Below are 24,370 nucleotides of genomic sequence, written 5' to 3' on the forward strand. Positions count from 1 at the left end.
AGCCTGTCGGCTCAGCCCGCGACCGCCCGCAACAACCGCTTGCGCGCCGGCGGGATCGCCCCGATCTCCAGCCCGGTGAAGACGTGGAGCGTGCCGAGGTCCCGGTCGACCACCGCATGGTCGCTGACCCAACCGCCCATCAGCAGGTAGGTGCGCAGGAGCGGGGGCATTCCCAGCATCGCCTGCTTGAGGTCGGGCTTGCGGCGCAGCCGCTGGGCGAAGCGGAAGACGTTGGGCGCCTTGACCCGCGGCAGCCATTGCTTGGGGCCGAGGTGACGCTCCTTAAGCAGGGCAAAGGCATCGCGATACTCGGCGGTCTCTACGCCCCGGAAGGAGGAGCAACCGAACAGCAGCTCCACCCCGGTCTCGTCGACAAAGGAGGTCATCGCCCCCCAGGCGACCCGCAGGATATCGGCGTCGCGGCGCTCGGGATGGATACAGAACCGCCCCATCTCCACCATCGGCCCATCGAAGTTCTGCAGTGCCGAGAGCTCGTAGAACTGCGCCGAATAGCTGCGCGCGATCTCCTGCCCGCCGGTCAGCGGCAACAGCCGGAAGGTGCAGACAAGCGTGCCGTCGCGGCTGTCTTCGACCAGCACATGACGGCAGATCTCGTCGAAACGGTCGCCGTCCTCGGAGGCGCCATTCCGGAAACACAGCGCCCGCAGCGCCAGCGACGCCGCCACATCGGCCTCTGTTTCGGCGACACGGGCCGCATACCGGCCCTTTCGCAACTTGAGCATATGCGCGCTCCACCTCCGGGCCGCCGCAAGTACGCGGCGCCGCGAAACGAATCTGGTTGGGCCGGGCGATACATGCAAGAGGTGACAGCAACGTGAAGCGCCGTCCCTCCCCCGACGTCCGGCTTTGGCAACAGCGCCATCCGGCCCCATATGTCCGGATGGACACCCGACGCGACAGGAAGGAACCGCAATGACGGACAAGACCCGCAAGAGCGATGCAGAATGGCGCGAGGAACTCGGCCCGCTGGGCTTCGAGGTCATGCGCAACCACGGCACCGAACGCCCCTTCACCCACGACGATTTCCCCTCCGACCCCGGCACCTTCCGCTGTGCCGGCTGCGGTGCGCCCCTGTTCGAACAGGCCGACAAGTTCGACGCCGGCTGCGGCTGGCCGAGCTTCACCCAGCCGGTGGATTCGGAGATCGTCGGCGAGAGCGAGGACACGCGCTACGGGATGCGGCGGACGGAGGTGCATTGCGCCCGCTGCGACGGCCACCTCGGGCACGTCTTCCCGGACGGCCCCGCGCCGACCGGCCTGCGATACTGCATCAACGGCGTGGCGCTGCGCTTCGAACCCGAGACCGGCGGAAAGGACGACGACTGAGTCGCCTGCCCGGGCGCCGCGGCCCCTGGCGCGGCGCTCAGGCGCCTCAGATGTTGGAGCCGATGTCGAAGCGGCCGACGTTGCCCAGCAGCTGCGCCAGGAAACCGAGGCCCTGGATGTTGCTGTCGGTCACCCGGCGGGACAGGGCGACGACCTTGCCGTCCTGCAGGCCGAAGCGTTCCACGTTGGTTACGACCCCGTTCGAATCGAAGCTGATCGCGACGATCTGCCGGTCGACGATCTCCGTCGCCTGGTAGCCGAACGTGCGCATCCGCTGCGAAACATAGTAGTAGCCCGAGTTGTTCAGCACCCCGGCAGAGGACGGCGTGCCCACGGTTTCGGCCACCGAGTCGCGGGTATCCACGCCCACGACGACCTCGGAGAGCTCCTCGTCGCTCGGCGCATATCCATGGTCCCGATAGATCGGAGAACAGGCGGTCGCGACCGAGAGCACGGTCCCGGCACACAGTGCCCGGACCACCCGGCCCAAATTCGCGCGGCACTGCCTGCCCATGTCTGCCCTCATGTCACGTGTTCGTCGAATTGCCTTTCGGCTTATAACGATGGCATCCTTTTCTTCAAGAAAGGAACGACACCCCATGACTTCAACCGACGCCCCTTCCAAGCTCAGGCTCTCGCGCCTGCCGACGACCCGGCCGACGCCCTTCAAGATCGTTCCCGATGCCGAGGCGATGGCGAATCTGGCCGGCGAACTCGACCTGATCGATCTTCGCAAGCTCCGGCTCGAAGGGCAAATGTTCCCCGACGGACCACGCGACTGGCGGCTCGAAGCGCGCCTCGGTGCGACCGTCGTGCAACCCTGCTCGGTGACGCTGACCCCCGTGACCACCCGCATCGAGGCGCCTGTGGTCCGTCGCTACACCGCCAATTACTCGGTCTCCGACGAGGCAGAGGCGGAAATGCCCGAGGACGATTCCCTCGAGCCCCTGCCCGAGGTGCTGGACCTCGACGCGGTGCTCGCCGAGGCGCTGGCGCTGGCGCTCCCCGACTTCCCGCGCGCCGACGGCGCCGAGCTGGGCGATGCGGTCTTTGCCGCGCCCGACACCCAGCCGCTGCGCGACGAGGACGTAAAACCCTTTGCCGGCCTCGCCGACCTCAAGAAGCGGCTGGAATCCTGAACGCCCGCCGGGGCCGGTCCGGCCCCGTCACCGCCTGCGCGACGCAAGCCCGCCGCAGGCGCCCGGCCCAACCGGAGGAGCGGCCGCAAGGCCGCGACGACGGGCGGGAGCCCCCCGCTCTCGGCCACACAGAACCGGCGTCAGGGCACCGCGGGGCCGATGCCAGACGACTCACTTGCGTCCTGACGCAAAATGCGTATGTTCGCGCATCTTCCACACACCCTTGAACGGGAAGCGCCGTCGGCGTATGAGGCGCCGACAAACGAAACATTTGCCGCCGGGACAGACCCGACCGGCCAAAACACCGAGGTTGAGACATGGCTGTCCCTCAGAATAAAGTCACCAAGTCCCGCCGCAACATGCGCCGGTCGCACGACGCGCTCAGCGGATCGAATCCCAACGAGTGCTCCAACTGCGGCGAACTGAAGCGCCCGCACCACGTGTGCAGCGCCTGCGGTCATTACGACGACCGTGAAATCGTTGCGATGGTTGACGAAATCGACATCGACGAAGACGCCGCCTGAACCCGACATCAGCGGCCTCGACGGGCAGTGCGCACATGACCACTGACGCGCAGGACAATCTGCCGTCCGCGATTCCTTCGGAACTCGCGGGCAAGGTCGTGATCTCCGTCGATGCCATGGGAGGTGACAGGGGCCCGGCCACCGTGGTGGCCGGCTGCGCCATGTCCGCCCGCAAGAATCCCGATATCGGTTTCATCCTTCACGGGCGCGTTGAGGAACTCGAGCCCCTGGTCGCAAAGCGCGGCCTGGCCGATCGCTGCGTGATCCGCGACGCCCGCGAAGTGGTGACGATGGATGCCAAGCCCTCCGTCGTGATGCGCCGAGGCAAGGACACCTCGATGTGGTCCGCCATCGATTCGGTGCGGGACCGCCAGGCCACCGTGGCCGTGAGCTGCGGCAACACCGGCGCGCTGATGGCGCTCTCGATGGTGCGCCTCCGCAAGCTGCCCGGCGTCAGCCGTCCGGCCATCGCCTGCCTCTGGCCTTCGCGCAGTCCGCACGGCTATGCCGTGATGCTCGACGTGGGCGCCGATATCCGCGCCGACGAGGGCGACCTGCTGCAATACGCGCTGATGGGCGCCTCCTATGCGCGCAACGGCCTCGACATCGCCCGCCCCCGCGTCGGCCTGCTCAACGTCGGCACCGAGGAGCACAAGGGTCGCCCCGAGCTCAAGGCCGCGCATGGCCTGATGGCGGAAGCCGCGGCGGTTTCCGACTATGAATTCATCGGCTTCGTCGAGGGCGGAGACATTCCGCGAGGTGAGGTGGACGTGATCGTCACCGACGGCTTCACCGGCAACGTGGCGCTCAAGACGGCCGAAGGCACCGCCTCGCTGATCCGCGATCTGCTGAAGGAAGCGTTTCGGCACACGATCCTGTCCCGCATCGCCGCGCTGCTGGCCTTCACCTCGATGCGGCGGCTGTCCAAGCGCACCGACCCGCGCCGGGTCAATGGCGGGGTGTTTCTGGGCCTGAACGGCACCATCGTGAAATCCCACGGCTCCGCAGACGCCACAGGGGTCTCCGCGGCGATCAAACTTGCGTTCCAATTGGCGCAGGCAGGCTTTTCCGACCGCCTTGCGGCCCGCGTGGCCTCGACCTCGCCCTTGCGACAGGATATGCCGTGACGCAACGTTCCGGCCGGACTGGGCGGGACCAACGAGACAAAAAAGGCAAGTGAAGATGCTGGTCAGAGCCGTGGTCCGCGGAGTGGGTCACTACCTCCCGGAACGAATCGTAGAGAACGCCGAGTTCGAAGCCTCCCTGGACACGTCAGACGAGTGGATCCGCTCCCGCTCCGGAATCGAGCGGCGGCACTTCGCGGCAGAAGGCGAGAACACCTCCGATCTGGCGACCAACGCCGCGCGCGCCGCGCTCGAGGATGCCGGCCTCTCCGCCGGGGACATCGACGCGATCATCGTCGCGACCTCCACCGCCGATCTCACCTTCCCTTCGGCCGCCACCATGGTCCAGGACAAGCTGGGCATGACCGGCGGCTTCGCCTTCGACGTGCAGGCGGTCTGCGCCGGTTTCGTCTATGCGCTCGCCAACGCCAACGCGCTGATCCTTTCCGGACAGGCCAAGCGCGTTCTGGTGATCGGCGCCGAAACCTTCAGCCGGATTCTAGACATGACCGACCGCGCGACCTGCGTGCTCTTCGGCGACGGCGCGGGCGCGCTGGTGCTTGAGGCTCAGCAGGCCGCTGGCACCTCCGCGGACCGCGGAATCCTTGCCACCGACCTGAACTCCGACGGCCGCTACCGCGACCTGCTGTATGTCGACGGCGGCATCTCCACCGGCAGCAGCGGCGTGCTCCGTATGCAGGGCAAGGAAGTGTTCCGCCATGCCGTCGAAAAGCTGGCCGATACGGCGCACCGGTCGCTCGACCGGGCCGGCCTCGACAGCGACGATGTCGATTGGGTGGTCCCCCACCAGGCCAACCTGCGGATCATCAAGGGAACGGCCGCCAAGATGAAGGTGCCAATGGAGCGGGTCATCCTGACGGTCCAGGACCATGGCAACACCTCCGCCGCCTCGATTCCCCTCGCCCTGTCGGTCGGCAAGGCGGAAGGCAAGATAAAGCCCGGCGATGTCGTCGTGACAGAGGCGATCGGCGGCGGACTGGCCTGGGGTTCCGTGGTTCTGCGCTGGTAAGGCTGCCGAGGGACCGGCAGCTTAATCGAGCGAATCCAATGCTTTGAGCGTTGAGGCTCACCAAAAGGCGGCCGGAGCATCGCACTTTCGGCGACTTAGCGCCTCCACCCAAGTCATTGATATTGACTGAATTCCACGGCTACCCTACGCTCATCCTCAATTAGCGCCGGGGGGACAATGAGCGAAAAGACACTGACCCGAATGGATCTGAGCGAGGCCGTCTTCCGCGAGGTCGGACTGTCCCGCAACGAATCCGCCCAGATTGTCGAAAGCGTGCTGCAACACATGTCCGACGCGCTGGTGCGCGGCGAGCAGGTGAAAATCAGCTCCTTCGGCACCTTCTCCGTCCGCGACAAGGCAGCGCGAATCGGCCGCAACCCCAAGACCGGGGAAGAAGTGCCGATCCATCCCCGCCGCGTTCTGACCTTCCGCCCGTCCCATCTGATGAAGGAACGGGTCGCGGCCGGAAACCGGAAGTAAGGCATCACGGGAATGAACGGCAAGGCCCCCGACGCATTCCGCACGATCAGTGAAGTTGCGGACTGGCTGGGCGTGAACGCCCATGTTCTGCGCTTCTGGGAAAGCAAGTTTTCCCAGGTCAAGCCGGTGAAACGTGCCGGCGGGCGCCGATATTATCGCCCGTCCGACATGGAATTGCTGGGCGGCATACAGAAGCTGCTGCACGAGGATGGCATGACCATCAAGGGCGTGCAGAAGGTCTTACGCGAACAGGGCGTCCGCGCTGTCTGCGCCATGTCTCGGCCGCTGGACGATGTCTCCGCCGTCGCCGAGGAACCGGCCCCCGCTGCACCTGAGCCCCCCGCATCTGCCGAACCTCCGATATCCGCAGAGGCCGCGCGGAGCGAGCCGGAAACCCGCGTGGCCGACCCCGCCGCGCTCGATAAGCCACAGGCCCCGCCGGTGGCGGAGCCGCTCGAAACCGCCGAGGCCGCAAGCGCCTCCGAAACGCCGGACGCGCCGGAACCGTCTGCCCCTGCGGAGCCGGAGCACGATACCGAGGCCATGCCGCTTTTCAATCGCCCGGCCCCCTCACCTTCGCCCACGGCCGCAGAGGATGCCCCTTCCGAGGTCGAAGACGCACTCGCAGAGACTGCAAGTGAAGCCGAGCCCGCCGCGACAGCCGAAGGGCCTCCGGCGCCACGTGGCCCAGTCATCGCCCCCCTGCCGCCGGCCGATATCCCCCTCGTAGACCTGCTCGGAAGCCTGACGCCCGGCATGATCGATCCGGCCCTCCTGCGTCCGATCCATGCCCGTCTGGTCGAGCTGCGCGCACGGATGGGCGGCCGGGAGTGAGCACGAGATTCCTGTCGGTTTGTCGCTTGCCCTTGCCGCAGAAATCGCTACAAAGCCCGAACGTCGGGCTATGGCGCAGCCTGGTAGCGCGTCCGTCTGGGGGACGGAAGGTCGCAGGTTCGAGTCCTGCTAGCCCGACCAATTCACAATCCGCCCGCATCCTCCGGGACGCGGGCGTTTTGTTGTGCGGCGCACCGTGCGCCGCCCAGCAAGGGGGAACCGCATGACCGGCGTGCTGCCGAGCCAGAGCATCGCAAGGATGATCGCGGATGGTGCCATCGCCGCCGACCAGCCCTTCGCCGAAGGGCAGGTCCAGCCCGCCAGCCTCGACCTGCGACTGGGGCGCACGGCCTACCGGGTACGCGCCTCATTCCTCGCCGGCGACGGCAATCGCGTCGGCGACCGGCTGAAGCAGTTCGGCATGCATGCGATCGACCTCAGCCAGGGCGCGGTGCTGGAAAAGAACTGCGTCTACGTGGTGCCGCTGCAGGAGCGCCTCGCCCTGCCCGGCGGCACCAACGCTGTCGCCAACGCCAAATCCTCAACGGGCCGGCTCGACCTGCTGACCCGCGTCATCACCGACGGCGGTGTGGAATTCGACCGGATCGCGCCGGGCTACACCGGCCCGCTCTATGCCGAGATCTGCCCGCGCTCCTTCTCCGTGCTGGTCCGGCCCGGCATGCGGCTCAACCAGATCCGGTTCCGGAGCGGCAAGGCCACGCTCGACGACACAGCGCTCCGGGCCTTGCACGAAGAGGTCGGCCTCGTCTCCGGTGAAGCCGTGATTTCCGAAGGCCTCGGCTTCTCGGTCGATCTGCGTCCGCAAGACGGCGCGCTCGCCGGGTGGCGCGCCAAACCGCACGCGGGCGTGATCGACCTCGACCGGATCGGCCACTACCGGGCGGCGGATTTCTGGGAACGCGTGGAGGCTGAAGACGGCCGGATCATCCTCGACCCGGGCGCCTTCTATATCCTCGTCAGCCGCGAAGCGGTCCATATCCCGCCCGATTACGCCGCCGAGATGGCGCCCTATCTCGCCATGGTCGGGGAGTTCCGTGTGCATTACGCGGGCTTCTTCGACCCGGGGTTCGGACATGCGGAGGCCGGCGGCTTCGGCGCACGCGGCGTGCTGGAAGTGCGCTGCCACGAGGCGCCGTTCGCGCTGGAACACGGGCAGATCGTCGGACGTCTCGTCTACGAACGCATGGCCGAACGGCCCGAGACGCTCTACGGCGCCGGCATCGCTTCCAACTACCAGGGTCAGGGCCTGAAGCTGTCAAAGCACTTCAAGGCGCCCTGATCGCGCACCCTCTGTCTTCTTGGCCCCAATGCCCTCCGCCGGAGGCACGATCTTTCTTCCGAATGATCGGCGGTCGCTTCGCGGCCGTTGGCTCAGCGATACCGGCCGTGCCGCAGCAAGACCTCGACCTGGTATCCATCCGGGTCCGCGACGAAAAAGAACCGCGCCATGAGTTCGCCGTCGCGCTCGAAACTGACGATCTTGCGCGGCGACAGCCCGGCCGCCTCGAGCCGCGCGTGCTCCGCCTCCAGATCATCGACGCAGAACGCGATGTGGCCATAGCCGTCGCCCAGGGCATAGGGCTCCGTGCGCCCCTTGTTGACCGTCAGCTCCAGTTCGAAATCCGCCGCGTCGTTGCGCAGGTAGACCAGGGTGAAATCGTCGAAATCGTACCGGTCCGCGACCGTCAGTCCGAATGCCTGTTCGTAGAAGGCGACCGAGCGTGCCTCGTCGAGAACACGGATCATGCTGTGGATTGCCTTGACCATCTTGCCTGTTCCTCATCTGTCGGAATTTGCAGGACGCCTATCGAATCCGCCCACCGATCGCGAGGGGCTGTTCAGCATGAAATACTGCCGGCCCCGATGGACGGGACCGGCAGAGAGCGCCGTTACGCGAAGATGAAATCGCCATCGTCTAGACGCGACTCATCCGTGCCGAGCAGGACGAGGCGGTCCCCATCGCCGAAGTTCAGCACGGTGCCGTAGTTCTTCTCCACCACGGCAGCTTCGATCTCGTCGAAAGTCGTGATACCCAGCCCGCTCACATCGATCGTGTCGTGGCCGTTGCGGAAGTCCACGACCGTATCCTTGCCGTAGCCCTCCGAGAAAACGAAGGTGTCTTCGCCCCGGCCACCGGTCAGCTGGTCTTGCCCCTGGCCGCCGTCGAGGATGTCGTCGCCCCCGTTGCCCATGAGAATATCGCCGCCCTTGTGCCCAAACAGGCTGTCGTGGCCTCCGTTGCCGAAGAGCACATCGGACCCGGCCCGCCCGAGCGCCACGTCGTCACCCTTCCCGGCCCGTACGAGGTCGGCGCCGCCACCGGCGCTGATGAAGTCCGTGCCGCCCTTCGTCTCGTAGATCATCGACTCGTCGCCGCCGATGATGAAGTCGGTGCTGTCACGGCCAAGGATGTCGGACACGGCGAGCGGCAGGAGCACGCCGTCCAGCGCGTGGATCACGCCGTTCGACGCCATGATGTCCGTGGCGATGAGACCGGGGTTGGCGACGCCGTCGTCGGCGTCGATCAGCGAGGGAGGCGTGGTGCCGGCGTCGAGGGTCAGGATCCCGCCCTGCAGCGTCTCGACCTCGCCGGCATCGATCACGTCGGCGGCTTCCAGCGCGCCGGCGGCGACGTGATAGGTCAGGATGTCCGTCAGCAACGGGATTGCATCGCCGCCGCCCAGCAGGGTGAGCGATTCCACAATGTATTTGAATGCGCCCCTTTCGGACGCCCCCTCGTAGCCGAGCGCGCCCGCAAGCCCGGTGAAGGCGCTGTCGACCGGCGCGAAGACGGTCAGTTCCGCGTCCGGGTCTGCCAGCGCATCCGCCAGCCCCGCAGTGACGACGGCATCGCGCAGGATGTCGAAATCATCCCCGTTCCTGTCGAATTCCCCCGGCGCTCCGCTTTCGAGCACGATCTCGGTGATGGTCTTGTCCATGAGTGTCCTCCGTCTCCCGTGACCCGCTCCATGCCCCGTCTCTCACGGGGCCATGCGCCAAGCCATCTCTTCACTGCCCTTGTGAGCAGATGATCGGAATACGGTGCAGGCCGGGAATTCGGATGTATCGGCCGGTCAGGAGCAGCCAGCCGGGAGCGTCAGATCGGCCCCTGAAACGGAGCCAAGACACTGAAAACACGACATACAATTCCTGACAAAAACGTGAATGAATGCCGCTCAAAACGGGTGATCCGCCGCGCGCCCCGGTCTCGTGTCGCGCGCCATAGGTCAGGTCTGAGCGTCCTCGTCCGGGTCAATGTCGTCGTCCGGCTCGTCCGGCTCATCGCCGGTTTCGGAGAGGGGCTCGGTCGCGTGGCCGGCGTCATCGAACATTTCGCCCTGCCCCTCGTCGCCGGCCTCTTCCTCGGTCTCCGTGCCCGGCGGGGGACGGTTGTCGAGCAGGCCCGCGGCGCGCAGTTCGCGCAGCCCCGGAAGGTCGCGGGCGCTTTCGAGGCCGAAGTGGTCGAGGAACTCCGGTGTCACCACAAAGGTCACGGGCCGGCCGGGGGTCATCCGACGGCGGCCGAAGCGAATCCATTCCATCTCGAGCAGCAGGTCGATCGTGCCCCGGCTGACCGAAACGCCGCGGATCTCCTCGATCTCGGCGCGGGTCACCGGCTGGTGGTAGGCGATGATCGCCAGCGTCTCGATCGCGGCGCGGGAGAGCTTTCGCATCTCCACGGTTTCCTTCTGCATCAGGAAACCGAGATCCGGCGCCGTGCGGATCGCCCAACGGTCGGCGACACGGACGACGTTCACCCCCCTGCCCTCGTAGCGTTTCGCGAGCCGCTCCAGCGCGCGAGCGGCATCGGCGCCGTGGGGCATGCGGGCGTTCAGTTCGCCCACCGTCACCGGCTCGGAGGTGGCAAAGAGGATCGCCTCGACCATGCGTTCCTGCTCGCCCTCGGGCGGGGCCTCGAAGAGGCTCTCCTCCTCCGGCAGCTCCTGCTTGTCAGCCATTTCGACCCTCGGCGGCGCGGATCTGGATCGGCGCGAAGGTCTCGGGCTGACGGATGCTGATGCGGCCGGCCTTCACCAGTTCCAGCGAGGCGGCGAAGGTGGCAGCGGTCGCCGTGCGGCGGCGCACCGGGTCCAGCTCCCAGCCCTCGGGCAGGTAGGACATCAGGTCCGTCCATTCGCCGGCATAGCCCACCAACGGCTTCAGCCGCTCCAGCGCCTCTTCCATCGTGTAGAGGTTCTTGCGGTCCATCACGAAGGGGCGGAACTCGTCCTTGGTGCGGATCCGGGCATAGGCCTGCATAAGGTCCATGATGGTGGCCGAATAGGTCACCTTGCGGGTGCGCTCGACCTGCTGGATCTCGCCCCGGACAAAGAAATCGCGGCCCTTCTGGTCGCGGGCCATCAGCTTGGCGGCAACGTCGCGCATCGCCTGCAGGCGTTCGAGCTGAAACGCCAGGTGCGCGGCCAGCTCGTCGCCGCTGGGGCCTTCCTCGGCTGGATCGGGCGGCAGCAGCAGGCGGGACTTGAGGAAGGCCAGCCAGGCCGCCATCACCAGGTAGTCGGCCGCCAGCTCGATCCGGAGCGACTTGGCCCGGTCGATGAAGGCAAGATATTGCTCGGCAAGCTTCAGAACGGAGATCTTGCGAAGATCCACCTTCTGGGTCCGTGACAGCGTCAGCAGAAGGTCGAGCGGGCCCTCGTAGCCGTCCACGTCGACGATCAGCGCCTCGGCGGCAAGCCGCTCTGCCACCGCATCGCCCGTGCCGGCAGTGCCCGCGACGGCATTCGCCATATCCGCTGCCATGTCCTCAGCCATAGGCATCCCCGTTCAGAAGTGTGCGAAGTTCCTCTTCCACGGCCGGAATGTCAACCGGATCCGGCTTCCGGCGCAGCGCAAGCGCCGCATCGGCCCGGCGTGTGGCATCTGGAGAAAGCGGCCCGGCCGAAGCCACAGCCTGCTCCATCTCGGCCAGCTCGCCATTGCAATGCAGGACCACATCGCATCCGGCGGCAATAGAGGCTGAGGCGCGTGCGGCGATGTCTCCGCTCAGCGCCTGCATCGACAGGTCGTCGGTCATCAGCAGCCCGTCGAAGCCGATCTCGTTGCGGATAAGGTCGATCATGCGGGCCGATTGCGTGGCCGGGGCCTCCGCGTCGAAGGCGGTGAATTTCAGATGCGCGGTCATGCCCATCGGCAAGTCCGCCAGCGCCTGGAAGGGCGCGAAATCCAGGGCGCGCAGATCGTCGGCATCCACCTCCACCACCGGCAGGTCCTTGTGGCTGTCGAGCCGCGCCCGGCCGTGCCCAGGGATGTGCTTGACCACCGGCAGCACGCCACCGGCCGTCAGCCCTTCGGCGGCGGCACGGGCGCCGGTCACCACGGCGGCCACGTCCTCGCCGAAGCAGCGGTTGCGCAGGAAGGGGTGGGTCTCCGGCCGCGCAATGTCGGCGGAGGGGGCGCAGTTGGTGTCGATGCCGACCTCGCGCAACTCGTGGGCGATCAGGCGGTGCCGCAGGAACATCGCCCGCGCCGCGGCCTCGAGATCGCCGGCTCGCTGCATCTGGTCCAGTGGCGGCTGCCAGAGGCGCCAGTGCGGCGGCCGCATCCGCTGGACCCGGCCGCCTTCCTGGTCGATCAGAACCGGCGCATCCCGGCCGACGGTGTCGCGCAGATCGCCGGTCAGGCGGCACAACTGTTCCGGTGCTTCGATATTGCGGGCGAAGAGGATGAAGCCCAGCGGCTGCGCCTCGGCCAGAAAGGATCGCTCCGTGCCTGTCAGCGCGAGCCCCTCGACGCCGAGAATTGCCGCCGAGCGGGCGCTCACCGCACCACCACGGGGATGCACTCGGCCCGTTCGGCCACCAGTGCCGCACAGAAACGGCGGGCTTCGGCGAGGTCAGCGAAGCCGAGCGCGCGCAGCCGCCAGAAGCTCCGGCCGCCGGCATTCGCCTCGACCAGCACCTGCTGCTTGTCGTCCAGCAGGCCGTCGAAGGCGGAGGCCAGGATATCCCAGGCCCGCTTGGCCTCGTCTTGGGATTCGAAGGCTCCCAGCTGCACAAGCCGCGTGCCGACCTCGATCGACGTGGGGTCGACCGATGCCGGCGCGATGCTGGCCAGTTGCTCCGTCGCCTCCGGCGCGGCGAGAACGCGCGCCCCCGGGCGCGGCGCGGGACGCGGCGAGACCGGCATTCCGGAGGTGTCGTTCAGCCCCTCCAGCGACGCCTCGATCGCCGCCGTCCGGACAGCGGCCTCGATCGCAGATTCGACCGTGTCCGCGGGCTCCTCGGCCTCGGCACTCTCCGAGAGCGGGATCGCACCGGCCGTGGCCGCATCGGCGAGCGCCAGGGCGCGCTCCAGCGGATCATCGGAAGGCACCTCCTCGGTCAGGCTTGCCACCGTCGGCGTCATCGGCGCCGGCTCGGCAAGCTCCGCATCGTCGGGATCGACCCGCGCCAGCAGCGCGGCCTGGTCATCCCCGGTCGCTTCGGCGCTCTCTGCCGGCGTCAGCTCGGCCGCAGTCTGGTCTTCCTCGGCCAGCCGCACCGGTTGGGGCGCAAGGATCAGCTGGGATTCCGGCACCGCCGCCACGCCCTCGGCCTGGACCGAGTTGACCGCTAGCCCGGAATGGCTCGCCACCATCCCACCCGGATCATCGGGGGCGATCCGCATCGGCCCTTCGAGCGCCTGCACCACCGGGATGCCGTGCAGATCGCGCATGATCTGCTTGTAGCCCCACCAGCCGCAGGCGCCGATCACCGCCAGCGAGACCGCCGCGCCGATCACATGGACAAAGAGCCGTGCCTTGCCGGGTGCCGCGACCTGATAGGCGCCGGACTCGTCGACGCACTCGAAGGACTGAATGTATTCCTGAACGTGGGGTGCTTCGAGCGCCCCCCTGCCCTGACCTGCTGCCGGGTTCAACATGCTCCGCCTCATTGCCTGTCCCGCACGAGGCGCCGCCGTTCATGGGAGTTGCGCTGCGCGGGGTCTTGCCTGCCTGATGCCCCGCGCGCGCCGTTTGTCAGCGCATTTCTTCGACCGGGGTCACGCCCAAGATACCAAGACCGGTGGAAATCACAACGGAGACAGCGCGTGCGAGGGCGATTTTCGCCTGCGACGTGGCCGGATCCGCTTCCTGCAGGAACCGCAGGGCGGGCTCGTCGTTGCCCCGGTTCCACAGGCTGTGCAGGTCGCCGGCCAGCTCGTAGAGGTAGAAGGCCACGCGATGCGGCTCGTGGGTGCGCGCCGCAATCTCCAGCAGCCGCGGCCATTCGGCGACCTTGGCGGCCAGCGCGACCTCGGCGGGATGGGTCATGCCCGACAGATCCGCGGCCGCAAGCGTGGCGTCGTCCACTGCGATCCCGGCCTCGTCCGCCTTGCGCAGCACGGATTTCACCCGCGCATGGGCGTATTGCACATAGAAGACCGGGTTGTCCTTGGACTGCTCCAGCACCTTGTCGAAATCGAAGTCGAGCGGCGCGTCGTTCTTCCGGGTTAGCATGACGAAGCGGGTCACGTCCGGCCCGACCTGGTCGACAACGTCCCGCAGCGTGACAAACGTCCCCGCCCGCTTGGACATCTTGAAAGGCTCGCCGTTCTTGTAGAGCTTCACCAGCTGCGTGAGCTTGATGTCGAGCGGCACCTTGCCGTCCGAGAGCGCCGAGACGGCCGCCTTCATACGCTTGACGTAGCCGCCATGATCGGCGCCGAACACATCGATCAGCGCGTCGTAGCCGCGTTCCACCTTGTCGAAGTGATAGGCGATGTCGGGCGCGAAATACGTCCAGGACCCGTCCGACTTCTTGACCGGCCGGTCCACGTCGTCGCCATGGGCGGTGGACTTGAAGAGCGTCTGCTCGCGCGGTTCCCAGTCCTCCGGCGTCTTGCCCTTCGGCGGCTCCAGCACGCCCTCGTAGATCAGCCCCTTGTCCGACAGCGCCTTGAGCGCGGCCTCGATCCGTCCGGTGCCGTAGAGCGACTTCTCGGAGAAGAACCGGTCCATCTTCACGCCGAGCGCGGCCAGATCCTCCCGGATCAGCTCCATCATTGCGTCTGTGGCGAACTCCCGCACTTCGGCCAGCCAGACGTCTTCGCCCGCGCCGACAAAGGCATCGCCGACCTTCTCCTTGAGCGCTTCGCCAACGGCGATCAGGTAATCGCCCGGGTAGGTGCCATCGGGGAAGGCCACCTGTTTTCCATGCGCTTCCAGATAGCGAAGGTAAACAGAGCGGGCGAGCGTATCGACCTGCCCGCCGCCGTCGTTGATGTAGTATTCGCGCGTGACATCATAGCCCGCAAAGTCCAGCAGCGAGGCCAGCGCATCGCCGAAGACCGCGCCGCGGGTGTGCCCGACATGCAGCGGCCCGGTCGGGTTGGCGGAGACGTATTCGACGTTCACCCGCTGGTCCTTGCCCATCGCGGACCGGCCGAAATCGCCGCCGGCCTCCAGCACCGTGCGGACAACCCCGGCCCAGACCGGCGCCGCCAGCCGCAGGTTCAGGAAGCCCGGCCCCGCCACGTCGGCCGTGTCGATCCGCCGGTCCGCCGCGAGCTTTCCCGCCAGCGCCTCGGCGATGTCGCGCGGCTTCATCTTCGCCGGCTTGGCCAGCACCATCGCCGCGTTGGTCGCCATATCCCCGTGCGACGCGTCGCGCGGCGGTTCCACCGCCACGTTGGACAGGTCCAGCCCTTCGGGCAGCACACCTTCGGCCGCCAGAGCGTCCAGCGCCTCGGTCACAAGGGTACGGATATCGGCATAGATGTTCATCGGTCAGGCTCCGCTGGGGGTTGCCGCGCGGTGTATCACGGGCGAGACCGAGGTCAATGGCCGCCCGTTGCCGCTGCCTCCCGCTCCGGCGGCACCATCGCGAGCAGGCGCACGCCCGGCACAGCCTTGAACTCGGCGCCATCGGCCAGAAGCCGGAGTCCCGAGCCATCGACCCGGCCGAGAAGAAAGGCCTCGGGGTTCCTGCCCCGCCAGTCGTCGAGGGTGAACTCCTCGGTCAGGCGGGTCACTTTCACCTCCCAGCCTTCGGTCATGAGCCGGCTCAGTTCGAGATAGCTCATGCCCTTGCCCAGCGGCTGCGCGCCAAGCGTGCTCGGCAGGGCATGGCGCCGGGACTGCTCCTGCGCCCGGGAAATCTGAAAGACATTCTCGCGGCCGAACTCCGGCGCGAGGTCCGTCGCCACGAGCGTGTTGTAGGCGTCGTTCTCCGTCGCCGCGAGCACCACGCCATAGCGCACGAGGTCCAGGCCGTGCTCCGTCGCCTCCGACAGGATGTCGCCGTAATAGGTCGGCAGCCCGGCCTCGCGCGCGCCTCGCAGCCGCGTGTAGTTGCGGTCGGTCACCATCACCGGGATCTCCAGGTCCTTGCAGGCGTTGCCGAGCGCCGTGGCAAACCGCGAGCCGCCGACGATAACCAGCCCCGGCGCATCCGTCCCCGCAAGGCCGAGCGCGCGCGCCAGGGGCGCCAGCGTGAACCCGTGCAGCACCACCGTGGCCGCCACCAGCGCAAAGGCCAGCGGCACCACCCGCGCGCCGTCCTCGATCCCAAGGTCCACCAGCTTTGTCGCAAAAAGCCCCGCGACCGCGACGAGCACCACCCCGCGCGGCCCGGTCAGCGCCACGAGCAGCCGCTCGTTTCGCGGAAGCCCGGAGCCCAGAAGCGACAGCAGCACCGTCGCCGGCCGCACGATCAGGATCACCACGACGAGAAACGCCGCGGCCCGCCAGTCCAGCAGCTCCAGCGTGCCGAGGTCCATCGAGGCCGCCAGCAGGATGAAGACGCCGGATACCAGCAGGATCGTCGCGTGTTCCTTGAACCGGCGCAGCTCGGTGAAGGACGGCAGGTCCGAGTTGGCGACGACGATCCCCATCAGCGTCACCGCCAGCAGCCCGCTCTCATGGGCGATCAGGTCGGTGCCGACGAAGGTCGCCAGCACCGCCACGAAGAGCACCGGCACCTTCATGTATTCCGGCACCAGCGCGCGGCGGAACGCCTGCACCACCAGCCAGCCCGCGGTCCATCCGATCGCGCCCGACACGGCAAAGCGCAGGCCGAGCGGCACCAGCGCGCTCCACATTTCGCCCCCCGCCGCGGAGACCGTGACCACCTGAAAGGCCAGCACGGCCGCCAGCGCCCCGATCGGGTCGTTGACGATGGCCTCCCATAGAAGCAGCACCGACGGACGCCGCGACAGCCGCGCCTGCCGCAGCAGTGGCGCGATCACCGTTGGACCGGTGACGATCATGATGCCGCCAAAGACCGAGGCCGCCGCCCAGCCGAGCCCGGCCACGTAATGCAGGGCCATCGCCGAAAAGAGCCAGCCGAGCGGCGCGCCGAGGATCACCAGCCGCCGGACCCCGGTCGCCGCGTCGCGCAAGCCGTGCAGGTTCAGCGTCAACCCGCCCTCGAACAGGATGATCGCCACCGCGATCGCGACCATCGGCTCCACCAGGGGCCCGATATCGCGCGCCGGCACCAGCCATTCGAGGCCCGGCCCCACCGCAAGACCGGCCGCCAGCATCAGCACGATCGCAGGCATCTGCAGCCGCCACGCGATCCATTGCGCCCCGACGCCCAGCACGCCGATCACCGCGATCGCCACCTCGGGCGTCAGCCCGCCACCACCTGCACTCATCGCTTCTCCGTCCGCCTGTCCGCCCCGGGTCCGGGGCTTGTCCCTGTCGCCCAAGGACGTTCAGTCTTCGCCCTGACGGTCAAGGGTTTTCGCCGCGCCCAGTCGGCCCGAAGGGCTCAAGGGGAATGCGCCGTAGGCGCGCAACATGGCTGACGGCCGGGCCTAGCCGATCAGCCGGGCGTGTTGCTGCAGCGCGAAGCGGTCGGTCATGCCGGCGATGTAATCGGCCACGATCCGCGCCAGCGCGGTTTCGTCCCCCGCGCGCTCGATGTCGTCCTGCCAGTCCACCGGCAAAAGATCCGGCCGCCGCATGTAGAGCGGAAACAGCGCCTCGATCACCTGGGTCACGCGGGCGCGCTCCTCCATGACGCTCGGCGCACGGTACATGCGCGTGAACAGGAAGGAGCGGATCACCTCGATCTCCTGCCAGACCCGCTGCGAAAAGCGGATCACTGGCCGGCCGAGTTCGCGCACCGCCTGCGCGTCGCCGGGCCTGGCCTCCTCCAGCGTGGCTCGCGCGGTGGCGATCACGTCGGTCACCATGACCCCGAAAACCCGGCGCAGCGCCTCGTGTCGCCGGCGCATCGGGTCGAGCCCGGGCCAGGTCGCGTCGACCTCTCCATAGGCCGGCCCGACGATGGGCAGCGCCTCGATCTCCGCATCGGTGAACAGCTTCGCGCGCAGACCGTCCATCAGGTCGTGGTTGTTGTAGGCGATATCGTCCGACAGGGCGGCGACCTGCGCCTCGGCGCTGGCGTGGGTGTGCAGCTCCAGGTCGTGCACCGCGTTGTATTCCGCGAGCCTGTAGAGCAGCTCGCCGGTGACCGGCCCGTTGTGCTTGGCGATCCCTTCCAGCGTCTCCCAGGTCAGGTTCAGCCCGTCGAACCCGGCGTAGTGGCGCTCCAGCGCGGTGACGATATGGATCGCCTGCGCGTTGTGGTCGAACCCGCCATAGGGCGCCATGAGCGCGTGCAGCGCGTCCTCGCCGGTGTGGCCGAAGGGCGTGTGCCCGAGGTCATGGGCCAGCGCCACCGCCTCGGTCAGTTCCCCGTTCAGCCCGAGCGTACCTGCGATGGTCCGCGCCACCTGCGCGACCTCGATCGAATGGGTCAGGCGGGTGCGGAAATGGTCGCCCTCGTGCTCCACGAACACTTGGGTCTTGTGCTTCAGGCGCCGGAAGGCGGAGGAATGGATGATCCGGTCGCGGTCGCGCTGGAAGGGCGAGCGGAAGGTGCTGATCGCTTCCGGATAGAGCCTGCCGCGGCTGGCGGCGGGGTCGCAGGCGTAGGGGGCCAGTTTCATGGGCATCCTTGTTCAGCCGTTCCTGCCCGCATATATCTTGGTTCTGACAGGAATGCGACGCGCCAATCGAGGTTTTTCATGGACTTGACCCTTCCCCCCAAGGTGACCGACCGCGCCTTCGCCCGTCTGGCGGAGATCGAGGCCGCTCCGAAGGCGCTGCGCGTGGCCGTCGAAGGCGGCGGCTGCTCGGGGTTCCAGTACGAGATCAAGCTCGACGATCCGGCCGAGGACGACCTCGTGATCGAAGGCCAGGGCCAGAAAGTCGTGGTCGATTCGGTCTCGCTGCCGTTCCTCGAAAACGCCACCATCGACTTCTCCGACGAACTGATCGGCGCCCGTTTCGTGGTGGACAACCCCAACGCCAGCTCCTCTTGCGGCTGCGGCGTCAGCTTCGCGATGTAATCCGGGCCGGCGCTCAGCCCCCGTAAACCACCAGTTCCGGCAGATCGGTCAGCGGCGCTTCCAGCACGCGGAGCGCGGGCAGGCTGACGCGCGTGCCGGATCCCGGCGCCCCGCCCGAGGGGCGCAGTTCGACCGCGACGGACTTGCCGGTCGCCGGGTATTCCAGCCGCCCCTGCCGCACCTCGCTCACCAGCCCGGTCTCGGCCCAGAAGCCGGGATCGGCCGGATCTCCCAGCGATGCGATCGTCGTGCCCAGCCGGCTCTCGCCGCTCACCGGGGCCGCGGCCGCAGCGGCGGCGCGCTGTTCTCCTGTCGTGGTATCGAATTGCTCGGGGGTCAGCGCCGTCGGTGACGGCACCGCCGCTGCGGGCTCGGCCGCGACGGTCTCCATCGGCGCGCCGGCAACCGGGTCCGCCGGCTTCCGGAAGGGCACGCGGAACTGCGAACACCCTGCCACCGCCAGTACCAGCGCCGCTATCGTCACCTGCCTCAGCATCTGTCCGTCTCCCTCTGCGGCCATTTCCCGCAACCTGCCCTGCGTTCACAAGGGGGGCAACCTTCGATCCGTCTCTTGCCTGTTTTCACGGCAAAGCGTAGCGTTTCGCGCATGAACACGCCTCTGATCGATCCGTTCCAGCGCGCGGTGACCTACCTGCGGGTTTCCGTGACCGACCGTTGCGATTTCCGCTGCACCTACTGCATGTCGGAAAACATGACCTTCTTGCCGAAGCGCGAGCTGCTGACGCTGGAAGAGCTCGACACCGTTTCCACCGCCTTCATCTCTCTCGGCGTCCGCAAGCTTCGGATCACCGGGGGCGAGCCGTTGGTGCGCCGGAACATCCTGACCTATTTCCAGGGGATGGCGCGGCACCTCGAAAGCGGTGCGCTCGACGAGTTGACGCTGACCACCAACGGCAGCCAGCTGCACCGCTTCGCCGGCGAACTGGCCTCCATCGGGGTGCGCCGGGTGAACATCTCGCTCGACACGCTCGACGAGACCAAGTTCGCCAAGATCACCCGCTGGGGCCGTCTGCCGCAGGTGCTCCGGGGAATCGACGCGGCGCAGGAGGCCGGCCTGAGGGTCAAGATCAACGCCGTCGCCCTCAAGGGCTTCAACGAGGACGAGCTGTTCCCGCTGGTAGAATGGTGCGCCTCCCGCGACATGGACCTCACCTTCATCGAGGTGATGCCTATGGGCGATCTGGGCAACGAGGACCGGTTGGACCAGTACTGGCCGCTGAGCGACCTGCGCGCCCGTCTGCGCGAGCGCTACAGCCTGACCGACCTCGCCGAGCGCACCGGCGGCCCCGCCCGCTATGTGCAGCTGGGGGAAACCGGGCAGAAGATCGGCTTCATCACCCCGCTTACGCATAACTTCTGCGAGAGCTGCAACCGGGTGCGCCTGACCTGCACCGGCGATCTCTACATGTGCCTCGGCCAGGAAGATCGCGCCGACCTCCGCCCCTCGCTGCGCGAGCCCACCGCCCCGCCGCTCGAAGACGCGATCCGCGCCGCGATCCGGCTGAAGCCCAAAGGGCACGATTTCGATTATTCCCGGCAGGAAGTGGCCGGCCAGATGCCGCGTCACATGAGCCACACCGGCGGCTGAGCCCGGCAGACAGGGATTCGGACAAAGCCGCCAGAGTGAGGGAATGCGCCGCATGCAGTCCGCACGCGGCGCGACGTCCCATGCCCGGCCGGGCCTATCGCAGGATATGCACGAAGCCGCCCGTCTCGCCCTCGAGCACGCCATGTTCGGCCGAGGTCGGCTTCAGCATCGCCTCCAGCAGCACCGGAACCGGGGTCCAGTAGGGAATGTACCATTCCTGGTCGACCTCGAGGATGAGGGCCTTGTCGCCGGCCGCGTCATAGGCGCCGATCAACGACACATGCGGCCCATCCCAATCCCCGGTCACCACGCCCTGGTTGAAATAGACCAGCAGCGCGTCCTCGGCCGACATCTCGTTCGCGGCGAGGATCTCCCGCAGCTGGCCGAGGGTCTGATCGTCGGCGGCCGTGGGCTTGAAGGTCTCGGTCCGGTAGCCTTCCATCCCGAGCGCCGCGAGCGTGCCGCCGGTGAACTGCGCCAACTGGTCGAAGGTGACCCCATCGCCCCCCTCGGCAGACACCTCCGCCCAGGTGGCATCGGCCACCGCCTCGAGCAGCTCCGGCTGGGTGATCACGGTGTCCTCTGCATTGGCCGGAAGGCCGCGCAACCCGTTCACGGCCGCGGTGACCGCGGCGATGGAACAAGCCGACGTGGTGAACTGCGGTTTCACGAAAGAGGCGAAAGCCCAGTAATCCGGCGCTTCGCTCTGGCGCAGGAAAGTGGTGTCGGCTGTCACCGGGGTCGCGTTCGGTCCGAGCTTCGGTGCGGGCTGGTCGGCCGCAGTTGCCATCGGGGCAGCCAGAAACAGGCCGGCCCCGAGCAGGGCGGCGCGCTTGAGAGAGCGGTTCGTCATTTTGGAAGAGTCCGGAAAAATGTTTGATGGCAGACACTAGCACCGCGCAATGGCCTGTCAACGCGCGTATTGATCGGCCTTCCTTGCACGCCTTCCAAGGTCGGGTTTCAACGGGGCGCGCACTGCACCGTGACCGGCCTAGCCCCAGGCGCCGCCCAGATCGTCCCGCGCGCGCTCGATCCAGTGCTCGCGAAGCCAGGAACAGGGACGCATATGGCGGATGACAGAGCCGTGGTAGCCCTCCAACGCCTCGCTCATCTTGGGCCTGCCATGGAAGCAGACGACGCGCGCGTTGTCCGGGAGTCGCGGCTCGGCGAGGTAGTTCATCGGCGGCAGGCGCAGGCAACCGTGCTTGAAGCTCACCACCTGCTCGGGGGGCAGGTAGGCGAAGGCGTCCCGCTCCTGCGCCAGGGTCGAGGTGTAGCGCTGCTCCGAGCCGCGCGCCTTCTCGACCTCGCCCCTGGGATCGGCGGCAAGGGTCTCGTAGAGCCAAGCATGCAGCGCCGGATCGAAGCGGAACACCGAGCCGTGGCCGGTTGCGCGGCCCCGGCGCGCCTCGACCCAGTCCGCCCGCATGGCGACCTTGCCCGGCGCATGGTGCAGGATGTCGTCGAGCGGGCCGGTGATGACCACGTCGAGATCGAAGCCGAGCAGCGGCCCGTCGAGATCGGGGATCAGGCCGGGGCGGAACAGGCTGACCTTGCGCATCGCCCCCTGCCGGTTGGCCACCGCAAGGGCCGCGTCCATCTCGGCCTGGAAGGGCTCCTCGGGCAGGTCCAGCACCTCGATCGAAGGGTGCAGCCCGTCGCGATGCTCGGTCATACAGAAGAAGCGCACCTCGTCCGAGAGGTTCCTGCGGGCACCGGAATAGAGCCGGTTGACGTACTCCGGACCGAAGAGCGTGCCCCATTTGATGCAGATGACGTTCGCTGTGCCCATGCGCACCTCCTTTGCCCCGCTCTAGCCTGTCCCCCCCGAACCTGCCAGTGGCGAAAGCCGGCCATGCGACCAATGCAATTTGCCACCAAAACACTTGCGCCACGGATAGTGCATACCTACATGCACGATGCAATCATTACGCAATCACACGTCACATCTCCGCCGCGGGACCGTTCCGCGGTCCGACCCTTCATGACAAGGAGCGACGCCCTCGATGTCTATGCAGGCCTTCGACACCCCCCTGCCCGGCGATGCCGGCTGCCTGGTACGACGTGACCCCGCGCGTGAAGCGCTGGCGGAACTCCAGGCGGCTTGCGCGCGGATTGACGGTCTCGTCGCGCGGATTCGGGGAGACGGTACGGAGGCCTGCCGGAGAAAGGCGCTCCTGCTGCTGCGGGAGAAATCGAAGCAGTTGGTCGCGCTGCTGGAACGCCCCGAGAAGACCCAGGACGGATCGGCGCAGGAGGCCGAGGAGATGCCGCCGCTCAGCCCGCGCGAACAGGAGATCCTCGGCTGGATCGCGAGCGGCAAGAGCAACGCGGTGATCGCCGAGATCCTCGGCATCTCGCCGCACACGGTGGACACGCACAACCGACGGATCTTTCGGAAGCTCGGCGCAGGAGATCGGACCACTGCGGCGATCAAGGCGCTGGACGGGGGACTGCTGCCGCCGCGCTGACCGCCCGGAAAGGGAGCGGAGGCCTCCCGCCCGTCGTCGACGCATCGCAGATGCGCCTCCTCCCGTTGGGCCGGGCGCGCTGCGCGCGCCGGCCGGCCCGCCCCCGATGTCAGCCGGCCGGCATCCGCTGTTCGGCCAGTGTCACCCACCAGGAGCATCCTGCCGGGATCGCGGCATCGTTGAAATCGTATTCCGGGTGGTGCACCGGCGCGGTCTTGCCATTGCCGACGAGGATGTAAGCGCCGGGGCGCTCCTCGAGCATGAAGGCGAAGTCCTCGCCGCCCATGATAAGCGGCGCCTCCTCGCAGCTTCCCGCCACGGCCCGCGCGGCGTCGGCGGCAAATGCCGTCTCGGCGTCGTGGTTGACCATCACCGGGTAGTTCCGGTGATAGCGCACCTCCGCCTGGCCCCCGAACATCTGCGCAGTGCCCTCGGCAATCTCGGTGATCCGGCGCTCGGCGAGGTCGCGCAACTCCGGGGTCAGCGAGCGCGCGGTTCCGCGCAGAGTGACTTGCTGCGGGATGACGTTGAACGCCTTGCTCGAGGTCTCGACCGAAGTGACGGAGACCACCAGTTGCGCCACCGGGTCGACGTTGCGGGCGACGATACTCTGGAAGGCGACGACCATGTGGCTCGCCATCACCACCGCGTCCACGGTCTCGTGCGGCTTGGCCGCGTGGCCGCCGCGCCCGGTAAGGACAATCTCGAAATGGTCGGCCGAGGCGAAGAACGGCCCCGGCCGGATCGCGAAACTGCCTGCCGGCTGGCCGGGCCAGTTGTGCATGCCGTAAACCTCCTGGATGCCGAAGCGCTCCATCAGCCCATCGTTGCACATCTCGCGGCCGCCGCCGCCGCCCTCCTCGGCGGGTTGAAAGATCACCACGACCGTGCCGTCGAAATTGCGGGTCTCGGCCAGGTAGCGGGCAGCGCCGAGAAGCATGGCGGTGTGCCCGTCATGCCCACAGGCGTGCATTGCGCCAGGCACCTCGGAGGCGTGCGCGGCGCCGGTGGCCTCGGTGATCGGCAGGGCGTCCATGTCGGCCCGAAGCCCGACCACCCGCCCCGAGGCGGTGCTGCGCCCGCGGATCACCCCCACCACGCCGGTTCGGCCGATCCCCGTCACCACCTCGTCGCAGCCGAAGGATTGCAGCCGCTCCGCCACGATGGCCGCGGTGCGGTGGGTGTCGAAGAGAAGTTCGGGGTGGCGGTGGATGTCCCGCCGCCAGTCGGTGATCTCGTCCTGCCAGTCGGCGAAACGGTTGCGGATGGGCATGGAAGGCGCGCTCCTCGGGCAAGTGGTCAGGCCGAACGGAGTCGGCCGCTTGGAGCGACAGCCTTTCGGCAGCGCCCGGCATTGGCAAGGGGGGATCGAAAGGCAATCGGTACCGTTTCCCACCTCCGCGAGACGACGCCGCGGGATGGTCACTTGCCGGAACCGGCCCCGCGAGATCGGCGAACTGCCCGGTCTCAGGTCCACATCCGGGC

26 protein-coding genes and 1 tRNA gene are annotated in these 24,370 nt (G+C 67.7%); 12 read left to right on the forward strand and 15 right to left on the reverse strand.

Features of this window, described 5'->3' with window-relative positions; translation table 11 throughout:
- Positions 1–11 precede the first annotated feature (11 nt).
- Complete coding sequence (locus tag ACFQ2S_RS13780) at positions 12–743, reverse strand: GNAT family N-acetyltransferase (protein ID WP_386075276.1); 732 nt, start codon at positions 741–743, stop codon at positions 12–14.
- Positions 744–933: 190 nt separating this feature from the next.
- On the opposite strand from ACFQ2S_RS13780, the gene msrB reads away from it, so the two are divergent.
- Positions 934–1,347, forward strand: coding sequence for a peptide-methionine (R)-S-oxide reductase MsrB (gene msrB / locus ACFQ2S_RS13785; protein ID WP_386075278.1), 414 nt, complete (start codon positions 934–936; stop codon positions 1,345–1,347).
- Positions 1,348–1,393: 46 nt separating this feature from the next.
- Here msrB and ACFQ2S_RS13790 read toward each other — a convergent pair whose 3' ends face one another.
- Positions 1,394–1,861, reverse strand: coding sequence for an outer membrane protein assembly factor BamE (locus ACFQ2S_RS13790; RefSeq protein WP_386075279.1), 468 nt, complete (start codon positions 1,859–1,861; stop codon positions 1,394–1,396).
- A gap of 85 nt (positions 1,862–1,946) precedes the next feature.
- Between ACFQ2S_RS13790 and ACFQ2S_RS13795 the strand changes: the two genes are divergently transcribed.
- The 8 genes from ACFQ2S_RS13795 (at position 1,947) to ACFQ2S_RS13830 (ending at position 7,778) form a co-directional block, all read left to right on the forward strand.
- Positions 1,947–2,486, forward strand: a complete 540-nt coding sequence (locus tag ACFQ2S_RS13795) for a YceD family protein (protein ID WP_386075280.1) — start codon at positions 1,947–1,949, stop codon at positions 2,484–2,486.
- A 317-nt stretch (positions 2,487–2,803) separates the two neighbouring features.
- Entirely contained in the window at positions 2,804–3,010 is a 207-nt protein-coding gene (rpmF, locus tag ACFQ2S_RS13800) for a 50S ribosomal protein L32 (RefSeq protein WP_386075282.1), read from the forward strand.
- A 35-nt stretch (positions 3,011–3,045) separates the two neighbouring features.
- Positions 3,046–4,137, forward strand: a complete 1,092-nt coding sequence (gene plsX, locus ACFQ2S_RS13805; RefSeq protein WP_089232753.1) for a phosphate acyltransferase PlsX — start codon at positions 3,046–3,048, stop codon at positions 4,135–4,137.
- 55 nt (positions 4,138–4,192) lie between these two features.
- Positions 4,193–5,164 (forward strand): beta-ketoacyl-ACP synthase III, encoded by a 972-nt coding sequence (locus ACFQ2S_RS13810; RefSeq protein WP_386075284.1) that lies wholly within the window; start codon positions 4,193–4,195, stop codon positions 5,162–5,164.
- Positions 5,165–5,341: 177 nt separating this feature from the next.
- On the forward strand, positions 5,342–5,644 hold the full coding sequence (gene ihfA / locus ACFQ2S_RS13815) for an integration host factor subunit alpha (RefSeq protein WP_386075286.1): 303 nt from the start codon (positions 5,342–5,344) through the stop codon (positions 5,642–5,644).
- 12 nt (positions 5,645–5,656) lie between these two features.
- Positions 5,657–6,478, forward strand: a complete 822-nt coding sequence (locus ACFQ2S_RS13820) for a MerR family transcriptional regulator (RefSeq protein WP_386075288.1) — start codon at positions 5,657–5,659, stop codon at positions 6,476–6,478.
- A gap of 64 nt (positions 6,479–6,542) precedes the next feature.
- A tRNA-Pro gene (locus ACFQ2S_RS13825) sits at positions 6,543–6,619 on the forward strand.
- Between the two features lie 82 nt (positions 6,620–6,701).
- Positions 6,702–7,778, forward strand: a complete 1,077-nt coding sequence (locus ACFQ2S_RS13830) for a 2'-deoxycytidine 5'-triphosphate deaminase (protein ID WP_386075289.1) — start codon at positions 6,702–6,704, stop codon at positions 7,776–7,778.
- Between the two features lie 92 nt (positions 7,779–7,870).
- Here ACFQ2S_RS13830 and ACFQ2S_RS13835 read toward each other — a convergent pair whose 3' ends face one another.
- The 9 genes from ACFQ2S_RS13835 to ACFQ2S_RS13875 all read right to left on the reverse strand — a co-directional run bounded on the left by ACFQ2S_RS13835 (position 7,871) and on the right by ACFQ2S_RS13875 (position 18,403).
- The gene (locus tag ACFQ2S_RS13835; RefSeq protein WP_089232749.1) at positions 7,871–8,266 is read right to left on the reverse strand and encodes a VOC family protein; all 396 of its coding nucleotides are present in this window, start codon (positions 8,264–8,266) and stop codon (positions 7,871–7,873) included.
- A 122-nt stretch (positions 8,267–8,388) separates the two neighbouring features.
- Positions 8,389–9,438: a fasciclin domain-containing protein gene (locus ACFQ2S_RS13840; RefSeq protein WP_386075291.1), complete on the reverse strand. Its 1,050-nt coding sequence runs from the start codon at positions 9,436–9,438 to the stop codon at positions 8,389–8,391.
- Between the two features lie 288 nt (positions 9,439–9,726).
- Positions 9,727–10,458: an SMC-Scp complex subunit ScpB gene (gene scpB, locus ACFQ2S_RS13845; RefSeq protein ID WP_386075293.1), complete on the reverse strand. Its 732-nt coding sequence runs from the start codon at positions 10,456–10,458 to the stop codon at positions 9,727–9,729.
- Complete coding sequence (locus ACFQ2S_RS13850) at positions 10,451–11,251, reverse strand: segregation and condensation protein A (protein WP_245837895.1); 801 nt, start codon at positions 11,249–11,251, stop codon at positions 10,451–10,453. Before ACFQ2S_RS13850 ends, scpB begins: the two co-directional genes overlap by 8 nt.
- Before the next feature lie 16 nt (positions 11,252–11,267).
- Positions 11,268–12,284 carry a beta-N-acetylhexosaminidase gene (gene nagZ / locus ACFQ2S_RS13855; RefSeq protein ID WP_386075295.1) on the reverse strand — a complete coding sequence of 339 codons (1,017 nt, stop codon included), beginning with the start codon at positions 12,282–12,284 and terminating at the stop codon, positions 11,268–11,270.
- Positions 12,281–13,384: an SPOR domain-containing protein gene (locus ACFQ2S_RS13860; RefSeq protein WP_386075296.1), complete on the reverse strand. Its 1,104-nt coding sequence runs from the start codon at positions 13,382–13,384 to the stop codon at positions 12,281–12,283. The genes nagZ and ACFQ2S_RS13860 overlap by 4 nt, the downstream gene beginning before the upstream one ends.
- A gap of 97 nt (positions 13,385–13,481) precedes the next feature.
- Complete coding sequence (gene argS, locus ACFQ2S_RS13865) at positions 13,482–15,227, reverse strand: arginine--tRNA ligase (RefSeq protein ID WP_386075298.1); 1,746 nt, start codon at positions 15,225–15,227, stop codon at positions 13,482–13,484.
- Between the two features lie 53 nt (positions 15,228–15,280).
- Positions 15,281–17,101 carry a cation:proton antiporter gene (locus ACFQ2S_RS13870; protein WP_386075300.1) on the reverse strand — a complete coding sequence of 607 codons (1,821 nt, stop codon included), beginning with the start codon at positions 17,099–17,101 and terminating at the stop codon, positions 15,281–15,283.
- 162 nt (positions 17,102–17,263) lie between these two features.
- Complete coding sequence (locus ACFQ2S_RS13875; RefSeq protein ID WP_386075302.1) at positions 17,264–18,403, reverse strand: deoxyguanosinetriphosphate triphosphohydrolase; 1,140 nt, start codon at positions 18,401–18,403, stop codon at positions 17,264–17,266.
- A gap of 84 nt (positions 18,404–18,487) precedes the next feature.
- Here ACFQ2S_RS13875 and ACFQ2S_RS13880 point away from each other — a divergent pair, with 84 nt between their 5' ends.
- Complete coding sequence (locus tag ACFQ2S_RS13880) at positions 18,488–18,805, forward strand: HesB/IscA family protein (protein ID WP_386075527.1); 318 nt, start codon at positions 18,488–18,490, stop codon at positions 18,803–18,805.
- Positions 18,806–18,818: 13 nt separating this feature from the next.
- On the opposite strand, the gene ACFQ2S_RS13885 is transcribed toward ACFQ2S_RS13880, so the two are convergent.
- Positions 18,819–19,301 carry a D-galactarate dehydratase gene (locus ACFQ2S_RS13885; protein WP_386075304.1) on the reverse strand — a complete coding sequence of 161 codons (483 nt, stop codon included), beginning with the start codon at positions 19,299–19,301 and terminating at the stop codon, positions 18,819–18,821.
- A 111-nt stretch (positions 19,302–19,412) separates the two neighbouring features.
- Between ACFQ2S_RS13885 and moaA the strand changes: the two genes are divergently transcribed.
- On the forward strand, positions 19,413–20,414 hold the full coding sequence (moaA, locus tag ACFQ2S_RS13890) for a GTP 3',8-cyclase MoaA (protein WP_386075306.1): 1,002 nt from the start codon (positions 19,413–19,415) through the stop codon (positions 20,412–20,414).
- 94 nt (positions 20,415–20,508) lie between these two features.
- Here the strand turns inward: moaA and ACFQ2S_RS13895 are convergent, their stop codons facing one another.
- Both ACFQ2S_RS13895 and ACFQ2S_RS13900 read right to left on the reverse strand, forming a co-directional pair.
- Entirely contained in the window at positions 20,509–21,267 is a 759-nt protein-coding gene (locus tag ACFQ2S_RS13895; RefSeq protein WP_386075308.1) for a phytochelatin synthase family protein, read from the reverse strand.
- Between the two features lie 138 nt (positions 21,268–21,405).
- Positions 21,406–22,206, reverse strand: coding sequence for a glycosyl transferase (locus tag ACFQ2S_RS13900; protein ID WP_386075309.1), 801 nt, complete (start codon positions 22,204–22,206; stop codon positions 21,406–21,408).
- Between the two features lie 214 nt (positions 22,207–22,420).
- Here ACFQ2S_RS13900 and ACFQ2S_RS13905 point away from each other — a divergent pair, with 214 nt between their 5' ends.
- A complete protein-coding gene (locus ACFQ2S_RS13905; RefSeq protein ID WP_386075311.1) occupies positions 22,421–22,885 on the forward strand; it encodes a helix-turn-helix transcriptional regulator in 465 nt (154 codons plus the stop codon).
- 109 nt (positions 22,886–22,994) lie between these two features.
- On the opposite strand, the gene ACFQ2S_RS13910 is transcribed toward ACFQ2S_RS13905, so the two are convergent.
- Entirely contained in the window at positions 22,995–24,158 is a 1,164-nt protein-coding gene (locus tag ACFQ2S_RS13910; protein WP_386075313.1) for a M20 aminoacylase family protein, read from the reverse strand.
- Positions 24,159–24,370: the final 212 nt, after the last annotated feature.

Source organism: Tropicimonas aquimaris, assembly GCF_042676185.1.
GTDB classification, from domain to species: Bacteria; Pseudomonadota; Alphaproteobacteria; order Rhodobacterales; family Rhodobacteraceae; genus Tropicimonas; species Tropicimonas aquimaris.